General features: G+C 62.3%; 10 protein-coding genes. 5 read left to right on the top strand and 5 right to left on the bottom strand.

Annotated features, from left to right (window positions below; translation table 11 throughout):
* Nucleotides 1-34: 34 nt before the first annotated feature.
* Nucleotides 35-1,036 carry an ABC transporter substrate-binding protein gene (locus HX786_RS30175; protein WP_177022740.1) on the bottom strand — a complete coding sequence of 334 codons (1,002 nt, stop codon included), beginning with the start codon at nucleotides 1,034-1,036 and terminating at the stop codon, nucleotides 35-37.
* Between the two features lie 157 nt (nucleotides 1,037-1,193).
* Between HX786_RS30175 and HX786_RS30180 the strand changes: the two genes are divergently transcribed.
* Both HX786_RS30180 and HX786_RS30185 read left to right on the top strand, forming a co-directional pair.
* Nucleotides 1,194-2,090: a LysR family transcriptional regulator gene (locus HX786_RS30180; protein ID WP_178913007.1), complete on the top strand. Its 897-nt coding sequence runs from the start codon at nucleotides 1,194-1,196 to the stop codon at nucleotides 2,088-2,090.
* Between the two features lie 120 nt (nucleotides 2,091-2,210).
* Nucleotides 2,211-2,639: a hypothetical protein gene (locus HX786_RS30185; RefSeq protein WP_178913008.1), complete on the top strand. Its 429-nt coding sequence runs from the start codon at nucleotides 2,211-2,213 to the stop codon at nucleotides 2,637-2,639.
* Between the two features lie 15 nt (nucleotides 2,640-2,654).
* Here HX786_RS30185 and HX786_RS30190 read toward each other — a convergent pair whose 3' ends face one another.
* Complete coding sequence (locus HX786_RS30190; RefSeq protein WP_177022737.1) at nucleotides 2,655-3,404, bottom strand: SDR family NAD(P)-dependent oxidoreductase; 750 nt, start codon at nucleotides 3,402-3,404, stop codon at nucleotides 2,655-2,657.
* Between the two features lie 147 nt (nucleotides 3,405-3,551).
* Between HX786_RS30190 and HX786_RS30195 the strand changes: the two genes are divergently transcribed.
* The gene (locus HX786_RS30195) at nucleotides 3,552-4,421 is read left to right on the top strand and encodes an AraC family transcriptional regulator (RefSeq protein WP_177022736.1); all 870 of its coding nucleotides are present in this window, start codon (nucleotides 3,552-3,554) and stop codon (nucleotides 4,419-4,421) included.
* Nucleotides 4,422-4,440: 19 nt separating this feature from the next.
* Here HX786_RS30195 and HX786_RS30200 read toward each other — a convergent pair whose 3' ends face one another.
* The 3 genes from HX786_RS30200 to HX786_RS30210 are packed head-to-tail and all read right to left on the bottom strand — an operon-like array spanning nucleotide 4,441 to nucleotide 6,576.
* Complete coding sequence (locus HX786_RS30200; protein WP_177019462.1) at nucleotides 4,441-5,418, bottom strand: trans-acting enoyl reductase family protein; 978 nt, start codon at nucleotides 5,416-5,418, stop codon at nucleotides 4,441-4,443.
* Nucleotides 5,415-5,816, bottom strand: a complete 402-nt coding sequence (locus tag HX786_RS30205) for a VOC family protein (protein WP_177036027.1) — start codon at nucleotides 5,814-5,816, stop codon at nucleotides 5,415-5,417. The genes HX786_RS30200 and HX786_RS30205 overlap by 4 nt, the downstream gene beginning before the upstream one ends.
* Before the next feature lie 16 nt (nucleotides 5,817-5,832).
* On the bottom strand, nucleotides 5,833-6,576 hold the full coding sequence (locus HX786_RS30210; protein WP_177117171.1) for an SDR family NAD(P)-dependent oxidoreductase: 744 nt from the start codon (nucleotides 6,574-6,576) through the stop codon (nucleotides 5,833-5,835).
* Between the two features lie 139 nt (nucleotides 6,577-6,715).
* Between HX786_RS30210 and HX786_RS30215 the strand changes: the two genes are divergently transcribed.
* Together HX786_RS30215 and potE are read left to right on the top strand one after the other, a co-directional pair.
* Nucleotides 6,716-7,612, top strand: coding sequence for an AraC family transcriptional regulator (locus HX786_RS30215; RefSeq protein WP_174717787.1), 897 nt, complete (start codon nucleotides 6,716-6,718; stop codon nucleotides 7,610-7,612).
* 49 nt (nucleotides 7,613-7,661) lie between these two features.
* Nucleotides 7,662-8,978: a putrescine-ornithine antiporter gene (potE, locus tag HX786_RS30220; RefSeq protein ID WP_177047504.1), complete on the top strand. Its 1,317-nt coding sequence runs from the start codon at nucleotides 7,662-7,664 to the stop codon at nucleotides 8,976-8,978.
* The last annotated feature ends 137 nt before the right edge of the window (nucleotides 8,979-9,115 follow it).

A 9,115-nucleotide genomic window follows, 5' to 3' on the forward strand; every position in this document is an offset into this window, starting at 1 on the left:
CACATTTTTGTGTGCGTTTCAATTCAGAATGGAGTCAGCTGCCGTTCCCGCCGTGCGCCTCTTCAAAGAAGTAATCCTTCCAGCTCCCCGCCTTGTTCTTCAACACCCCCAATTCCTGCAATTTCTCGGCATAGATATAGGTACGCTGCGGCACGATGGTGAAGTCGATTTCCGGGTCCTGGACAATCTTCTCCACCAGCGCCAGCGGTAGCTTCGACTGCTCTACACGAATGTAAGCCTGGGCCGCTGCCGGCTTGTCGGCCTTGATGATTGTCTCGGCCTCGGCCAACGCGTCATAGAACGCCTTGTAGGTCTTGGGGTTCTCGTCGTGGAATTTCTCGGTGGTGTACAGCACATTGAACGTCGCCGGGCCGCCGAGAATGTCGTAGGAACTCAGCACCTTGTGCACCTTGGGATTCAACAACTCCTGATACTGGAACGGCGGGCTGGAAAAATGCGCGTTGATCTCCGAACCGCCGGCAATCAACGCGGCGGTCGCGTCCGGGTGCGCCAGGCTGATGGAGATATCGTCGAATTTCTTGTAGTTGTCGTTCCCGAACTGCTTGGCGGTTTCAATCTGCAAGGTACGCGACTGGAAACCCACGCCCGCGGCCGGTACGGCGATGCGGTCTTTTTCGCTGAAGTCCTTGAGGGTCTTCACATCCGGGTTATTGGTCAGCAGGTAGTTGGGCATCGAGCCCAGCGAGGCGATGGCCTTGACGTTCTGCTTGCCCTTGGTGCGGTCCCACAGCGTCAGCATCGGCGGCACACCTGCCGACACCACGTCCAGCGCGCCGGCCAGCAGCGACTCGTTCATCGCGGTGGCGCCGGAGATACTGTTCCACTCCACCTTGATGTCCAGGCCCTGCTCCTTGCCGTGTTTCTCGATCAGGTTCTGGTCACGAACCACGTCGAGGATCAAGTAGCCGATGCCGAATTGCTGGGCGATGCTGATCTTGCCTTCGGCGTGTGCACCAAGGCTGAGGAGCGCACTGGCTGCTGCCAGGAGCGTCAGGGTGGGTCGTTTTATTATCATGAGAACGCTGCCGCGAGGTTGAGAAGGGTTGCGAGCGTAGCGGCCCACGTACAGTGCGAAAAAGAATATCGCGATCTATGGATATACGAAAAACACTGCCCGCCGGCGCTGCTATATTGCGCGCCTGTGCCTGATGTCATCCCCGGAGCCACTCTGCATGCTGCGCACCAACCTCAACGAGATGCTGATCTTCATGGCGGTGGTCGATGGCGCCAGCTTCGTCGCCGGTGGCCAGGCCATGGGCCTGACGCGCTCGGCCGCCGGCAAAGCCGTGGCGCGCCTGGAAGACAGCCTTGGCGTGCGCCTGTTGAACCGCACCACCCGCACCTTGAGCCTCACCGACGAAGGCCGCGCGCTGTATGACCAGGGGCTGGAGATCCTCGCCGCAGTGGACAACGCCCAAAGCCGCATCGGCCAGCCCACCGGGGTACCGCGCGGTTTATTGCGGCTTACAGTGCCCGATGCGTTCGGGCGAAAGGTGTTGCTGCCGTTGTTGAAGAAATACCTGCACGCCTGGCCCGAGGTGCAGGTGGAAGTCAGTTTCAGCGACCGCACCGCCGATATCGTCGAGGACGGCTTCGACCTGGCCATCCGCATCGGCAGCGCAAACACCGACCGCCAACTGGTTTCCCGGGTGGTCGCTCGTTATCAGGCGCTGCTGTGCGCCGCACCGGACTATCTCGCCGAGCGCGGCATACCCCGGGACATGGACGCCCTCGCCCACCACGACTGCCTGTATTTCAGCAGCCGCACGCGCAAGCAAAGCTGGCGCTTTCGCGAATCGGATGGCACCTGGGTCAAGGCGTACGGGCGCAGCCGCCTGCGCCTGGACAGCGGCGAAGCACTGCGCGACGCTGCCGTGTCCGGGCTGGGCATCGCCTTGCTGCCGGACTTCGTGGTGGCCGAGGACCTGGCCGCCGGACGCCTGGTACAGGTGCTGCCCGACCTGGACGCCGGAGACGTGGAGATCCTGGCGATGTACCCGAGCAAACGCTTCCTGGAGCCTCGGGTACGGCGCTTTATCGACCTGCTGGTGGATGAGCTGGCGGGCTGATCACCGTAACAAGGGCATTGGCGAATGGACGTCCCCACTGAGGCGACCAAAAACTACCCGCCCACGCCCTTCGGCTGGTATCGTGCCGCCCTTGAAAAAACCGCTGCGAGGAAATGGACCTTGAACACTGACGAAAAAATGACCGGGGACCTGTTCGAAGTGGACAAACGCCTGTCACTCAAGCCCGTGGTGGACTTCAACAACTACCTGCGCAGCGCTTTCGGCGATGGCCCCTGCACCTGCATCCGCTGCGTCGCCAGCGAAGGCAACGAGGCCGGTTACGAGTTTCAGCACACCTTCGATTTCGACGGCAAAAAAAACCACCGCCGCTTCGCCTCCACCGCCGGCAGCGACGTGCTGCTGATACTGAAGAAAGCCTGGTTGTCTTACACCAAGGCCGAGCTGCCGTTGAGCGGCGCGCTGGGGCTGGACACGGTGAAAGAGTTTGTCGAGCCGCAATTGCACAAGCGCGTGGCACCGCTGTTGCTGGCCAGTGGGTTGGTCAAGGATATGGAAGGTGAATGGCGGATGCAGCCGCAGGCCGCCTGATCCGCCCTGCGTTGATCAGTAACCCACACCACGCACCCCACCCGAAACGCGAATGGATTCGCCGGTGACCCAATGGGCGTCGTCGGACGCCAGGAACACCGCAACCGGCGCGATATCATCCGGCTCGCCAAAGCGCCCCAGCGGCGTGCCCGCGATAAGCTGCTGGCCAAATTCACCGGCAAAATTGCCGGCGGTGGCCGGCGTATTTGTATGCCCCGGAAGGATCGAATTGACCCGGATCCCCTTCGGCCCCAGTTCACGCGCCAAGGCGAAGGTCAGCGTATCCACCGCGCCTTTGGTCGCCGAGTAGACGCTGGAGGCCAGGTAGGGATCGGTGCTGAGGATCGAGCTGATATTAATGATGCTGCCCCCTTGGCCAAACAACTTGACGGCTTCCCGAGCAGCCAGGAGATACCCCAGTACATTGAGGTTGAACTGGCGATGGAACGCCTCTTCGGTCAAGTCCTCGATCATCTGGAACACCGCGACACCGGCATTATTGACCAGGATGTCCAGGCGACCATATTCGCTTCTGATGGTGTCGAATAGTTGAATCACGTCGGCTGCCAGGCTCATGTCGGCCCGAACACTCATTGCGTTGCCGCCGTCGGCCTGGATCTGCGCCACCACCCCATCGGCCTCGGCTTTGCTGGATGAATAGTTGACCACCACCGTGGCCCCCGCTGCGCCCAGTGCCTTTGCGATACCTGCGCCGATGCCTTTTGAGGCGCCGGTAACAACTGCGATTTTTCCGTCGAGCTTCATGATGTGACCTTCCAAAGGATAAGTGATACCGCTTGCCTACAGTATTCAGGCCGCAGCGGATGCAGCGGTTGCCGGTTCTTCTCCCGTGCTTGCCTATTCTTCTCGCCTGGCTTGCGTTGTCCGGCGGCGTGCCTCATGTTCAACGCCATGAACAATCAACTCGATGAACTGCGCAGCCTGGTCATGCGTGCTGGCAACCAATGGACTGATACCGGCTTGCCGCGTGTGACGATGGTGCGGGCCGAAGCCTGTGCCGATCAGGTCTACCAGCCGATGCTGCACCTGGTCCTGCAAGGTTCGAAGACCTTGTGGATAGGTGACCAGGAGCAAACCTACGGGCCCGCCAGCTATTTCGTGGTGCCCGTCGAGGTACCCGCCACCGGCCAGATTCACCCCTGCGCCCCGGGGCTGCCTTATCTGGCTCTGAGCCTGACCCTGGACCACAACGTGATCGCCACGCTATTGGCCGACGAGATCGAAACCGGCGAGCGCACAACCGACAGTTGCTTTGCCGCCGTACCTGCACCCGCCGAGCTGATCGATGCCTGGCTGCGCATGCTGCGGCTGATGGACCGGCCCAGCGAAGTTGCGGTATTGGCGCCGATGATCGAGCGGGAGATTCTGTTTCGGGTCTTGCAGGGCCCGCTACGGGCAACGTTACTGGACATGGCCCGTCCCGACGGCCGCCTGGCGCAGATCCGCCGCGCGACCGAGTGGATTCGCCAGCATTTCAATCAACCCTTTCGCGTTGAGCCATTGGCCGCCATGTCCGACATGAGCGTCGCGGCGTTCTATCGGCACTTCAAAGCCATTACGGCCATGACCCCGATTCAGTACCAGAAACGCCTGCGCCTGCTCAGGGCACGCTGGTTGCTGCTGTTCGACACCAAGGATGCAGCGTCGATTGCATTCAGCGTCGGTTATGAAAGCGCCTCACAGTTCAGCCGCGAATATGCCCGGCTATTTGGCTTGCCGCCGGGGCGTGATGCCGCCAGGTTCAAGGCGCCTGGCGGGTGACGAGGGTCCGGTGATTGGCTTACACGTCAATAATCGTGGTACCCGCGATGGTTTCGGCAAACCCCATACCCAACACTCGCCCCGGCGTTGCGAACCCCGGTTGGCGTTCACCGGCCAACACCCGGCGTGCCGCCTCCACCGCCGCCAATGGCGTGTAGGTGTAGCCGTTGACGGTCTCGATCACCGAGCGCACCACCCGGCCATCGGCCCCTGTGACTTCTGCCACTGCCCGGGCACGATGGGCCTCACGCTGTTGAAGACTGGGGCCGTCGGGCAGTTGTGACAGGTCACCCTCGGGAAACGCATCGCCGCTGATGTGCACGAACATGGCGATATTCGGGATGCCCGTGGAATGCCACGCCGTCACCAAATCACCAAAGGACAGCGGCGCACACAGTACCGGGCCATCGCCAAAATCCATGAACTGCGGTTGTGCATCCGGGGTAGCGATGAGCTGCCCGTCCACCCGCACCAGGAGCCCCGCACCGATGATTTCACCCACGCTCAAGGCCGAGCCCCGGGACATGGGACCGGCGACCTGCAGCGCGACTTTCAGCGACTGCGGGTTCTGAACACGGCGCGCCACATGCATCGCCAGACAATCCGTCGGCACCACGTCCCAGCCAACCCCGGGCAACAGCATGACGCCTGCCTCAGCTGCACGCGCGCCCAGTTGCCTTGCCAAGCGGTAAACGTTGATTTCGGCGGTGATGTCCAGGTAGTCGACGCCTGCTGCAATACACGCCTGCATCAGCGCGCCCGCCGTCTGCGCAAACGGCCCCGCGAAGTTCAACAGCACGTCGATGCCATCCAGGGCGTCCGTTTCCAGGGTGTCCGGGCTGAATACTCGGTACGGCACACCCAGTTGCGCAGCCAGCGGTTCCAGCCGTTGGCGGTTGCGCCCGGCGATCACCAGGTCCAGCCCGTGTGCCTTGGCGTTTTCGGCCGCCATGCGTCCGGTGTAGCCCGTGGCGCCGTAGATCATTAAGGTTTTCATTGGACGTGCTGCCAGTTCTTGTAGACAAATTCCAGGCTGTAGCCGTCGGGATCCAGCACGTTGGCCGCGTAGTAGTTCGGGTCATAGTGCAATCGTGCCCCAGGGGCTCCATTGTCGACGGCGCCCGCGTTCATCGCCGCCAGGTAAGCCGCATCGACCTCGACCCGGCTGCCGGCGACGAACCCCACATGCACCGCCCTGCCCTCGACCGCGCCCTCGCGCAACCAGAAGAAGATCCGCCCGTTCGCGCCGAACCCCTTGAGGTCCGGGTGGCCCGGCGGGCCGTCCTTGCCGTCGTAGTCGTGGCGCGTGGTGATGCCCAGCGGCGCCAGTGCGGCCTGGTAGAAATCGATGGAGCGTTGAATGTCGCTGACCGACAAAAAGATATGATCCAGCATGCTGTCGCCTCGCTCTTCAGATGATGTAGCCGCCCGCGACCTCGATCGTCTGGGCATTGATCCAGCGGCCTTCGTCAGACAGCAACATGGCGATCACACGCGCCACGTCCTCTGGCTCCCCAACCCGACCAAGGGCGGTTTGTGCAGCCAGCAGCGCTTCGAACTCATCATTGAGCCCGCCGCCCAGTTCGGTGCGGATGGCGCCTGGAGAGACGGCATTCGCACGGATCTGCCGCTCGCCAAACTCCTTGGCCATGTAACGGGTGAGTACATCCAGCGCGCCCTTGAAGGCTGCGTAAGGTGCTACGCCAGCGGTGGCGACGCGAGTTGTCGCGCTGGTGAGGTTGACGATGCAGGCGTGGACTTGCAGCAGCGGCAACAGGGCTTGAGTCAGGAAAAACGGCCCTTTGAGGTGCACATTCAGCAGGCCGTCGAACTGAGCCTCGGTGACCGATTCCAGGGGATTGAACAGTCCATAACCGGCGTTATTCACCAGGCCATTCAACCCACTCACACCCCAGGTGGCCGATAACGCCTGCTTTACCGCCTCGCCAAAACCTTGGAAGGAACTGATGTCGGCCACGTCCAATGGCAGCGCGACCGCCTTGCCGCCCGACGATACGATTCGCTGCACAACCGCCTGGGCGGCCTCTGGATGATTGTTGTAGGTCAGGATCACGCCCATGCCTTGCCGGGCACACAGTTCTGCGGTACTGGCACCAATGCCACGGCTGCCGCCGGTAATGAGGATAACGCCCATGTGTGGCTCCACTGCTTGCTCAAATGAGTCACCACAGTAGGCTTGCGCGCCTGCGCCGACGCAGCCGTTCCTGCTCGAAACCTGCCTGTTTCTGCTTTTTGCTTGCACAGGGCACACCTGGGCGCTCAGCATGCCCGGCATGAACACACAACTGATCGAACTGCGTACCCTGGCCGCCAAGGCTGAAAATCGCCGCACTGAAACCGGCATCCCGCGGGTGGCCATGGTCCAGGGCGCGATTCCCGAGCACATGCTGGCCGCGGTGTACGACCCGATGATCAACCTGATCCTGCAGGGCAGCAAATCCATGACGGTGGGTGATCGCACGCTGCGATACGACCCGGCGACCTATTTCGTGATGTCCATCGAACTGCCCGCCGTGGGCACCGTGCACCCGGCGGTGACCGGCGAACCCTACCTGGCGGTCAGCCTGACCCTCGACCCGACGGTACTCGCGACGCTGCTGAGCGACTTGCCCAAACCTGCCGGGCGCTACGACCACGATGCGGGTTTTTCCGTGGCCGCCGTCACCCCCGAACTGATGGACGCCTGGCTGCGCATGCTGCGGCTGATGGGCAACCCTGAGGCGATCACAGCCCTCGCACCGGTATACGAGCGCGAGATCCTCTACCGCGTATTGCAAGGCCCCCACGGCTGGATGCTGCGTGAAATCGCCGCGCCGGACACCGCCATGGCCCGGGTGAGCCAGGCCATCCAGTGGATCCGCCGAGACTTCGCCGAACCGATCCGGGTCGAAGCCCTGGCACAGAAAGCCGCAATGAGCGTGTCGGCCTTTCACCGCCACTTCAAGGCCGTCACCAACCTGAGCCCGTTGCAGTACCAGAAGCGCGTGCGCCTGCTACAGGCGCGCACGCTGATGGTGGGCGGCGCCAGGAACGTCACCAGCGCCGCCTTCGAAGTCGGCTATGAAAGCGCCACCCAGTTCAGCCGCGATTACGCCCGGGTGTTCGGCCTGCCACCGGCTCGCGATGCCGCGCGAATCCTCGGAGAAAACCGGAGCCCGAAGGCACGCTGACCACAACGTGCTAGCCTGCCATCGCACGCCCCACGACAAGGAGTTGCCGATGGCCGAGCCAAGCAAAAAGATGAGCCTGATGGGCCTGACCACCCTGGTGGCAATCAACATGATGGGCTCGGGCATCATTATGCTGCCCGCCAGCATGGCGCAATTGGGTGCGATTTCGCTGCTGTCGTGGCTGATCACCGCCGTGGGCTCGATGGCGATCGCGTACTGTTTTGCCCAGTGCGGCCTCTTCTGCACCCGCACCGGCGGCATGTCGGCCTACACCGAAGAGGCCCACGGCAAGTCCGGGTTCTTCCTCTGTTCGTTCCTGTATTTCCTGTCGCTGATCATCGCCAATGTGGCGATTGCGATTTCGGCGGTGGGCTACCTGTCGTCCTTCATCCCGTGGCTGGGCAGCGGCCCCATCCCCTTGTTCATCGGCACCCTCGGGCTGATCTGGCTGACCACCGTGGCCAACTTCGGCGGGCCGCGCCTGACCGGGCGGATCGGCGTGATCACGGTGTGGGGCGTGATCATTCCCGTGGCGGGCTTGAGCGTGATCGGCTGGTTCTATTTCAAGACGGAGGTGTTCAGCGATGCCTGGAACCCCAACCAACTGCAACTGTGGGATGCGATTGGCGCGAGTATCCCGCTGACCCTCTGGGCCTTCCTCGGCATGGAGTCCGCTGCCCAGGGCTATGACGCGGTGGAAGACCCCAAGCGCACCGTGCCGCTGGCCTGCCTGCTGGGCACCCTCGGCGCGGCGCTGGTGTATGTGCTGTCGACCACAGTGATTCAGGGCATCGTGCCCAACGCTGAACTGGCCGAGTCTTCTGCGCCGTTTGCCTTGGTGTACGCGCAGATTTTCACGCCGCTGGTGGGCGACATCATCATGGCGCTGGCGGTGGTGGCGTGTATTGGTTCGCTGTTGGGCTGGCAATTCACCTTGGCGCAAACGGCCAAGATGTCGGCGGACCAGCGTCTGTTTCCGCGCTTCTTCAGCCGGGTCAGCCGCGCCCACGCGCCGGTGTTGGGGCTGATTGCCTGCGCGGCGTTGCAGAGCTTGATTGCCTTGTCGACCATCTCGCCCACAGCCAGTGCGCAGTTCGGCAAGTTGGTGAACCTGGCGGTGGTGACCAATTTGATTCCTTACGTCACCGCGCTGACCGGGCTGCTGGTGATGATGCACAAAGCGCGGGTGGCGGCGGTGGTGTATGCGCGCAATACCACGGTGTTGCTGATTGCCGTGGGGTATTCGCTGTATGCGATTTACGCGTGTGGTGAGGAGGCGGTGTTTGGTGCGACGCTGGTATTGGCGTTTGGGTATCTGTTGTATGGTTTTTTGGCGCGGCGGTTTATTACGGCCGGTGGTGGGTGAATATCCGTTATTTTGGTGATGGCTGAGATTGGTTCCGCTCTTACAGCGGCTCACTTTTGAAAAGCGCAAAAGTAAGCAAAACGCTCTTGCCCCACCACTTGGCACCTCGCCTAGGCTCGGTGTTCCCTCACTCCGGC

It is taken from the genome of Pseudomonas sp. 21615526 (genome assembly GCF_013386245.1).
Classification (GTDB): domain Bacteria; phylum Pseudomonadota; class Gammaproteobacteria; order Pseudomonadales; family Pseudomonadaceae; genus Aquipseudomonas.

Coding starts and splice junctions, on each gene's coding strand:
- HX786_RS30215 (WP_174717787.1), top strand. CDS start 6,716: ATGAACACACAACTGATCGAACTGCGTACCCTGGCCGCCAAGGCTGAA.
- HX786_RS30195 (WP_177022736.1), top strand. CDS start 3,552: ATGAACAATCAACTCGATGAACTGCGCAGCCTGGTCATGCGTGCTGGC.
- HX786_RS30175 (WP_177022740.1), bottom strand. CDS start 1,036: ATGATAATAAAACGACCCACCCTGACGCTCCTGGCAGCAGCCAGTGCG.
- HX786_RS30190 (WP_177022737.1), bottom strand. CDS start 3,404: ATGAAGCTCGACGGAAAAATCGCAGTTGTTACCGGCGCCTCAAAAGGC.
- potE (WP_177047504.1), top strand. CDS start 7,662: ATGGCCGAGCCAAGCAAAAAGATGAGCCTGATGGGCCTGACCACCCTG.
- HX786_RS30210 (WP_177117171.1), bottom strand. CDS start 6,576: ATGGGCGTTATCCTCATTACCGGCGGCAGCCGTGGCATTGGTGCCAGT.
- HX786_RS30180 (WP_178913007.1), top strand. CDS start 1,194: ATGCTGCGCACCAACCTCAACGAGATGCTGATCTTCATGGCGGTGGTC.
- HX786_RS30205 (WP_177036027.1), bottom strand. CDS start 5,816: ATGCTGGATCATATCTTTTTGTCGGTCAGCGACATTCAACGCTCCATC.
- HX786_RS30200 (WP_177019462.1), bottom strand. CDS start 5,418: ATGAAAACCTTAATGATCTACGGCGCCACGGGCTACACCGGACGCATG.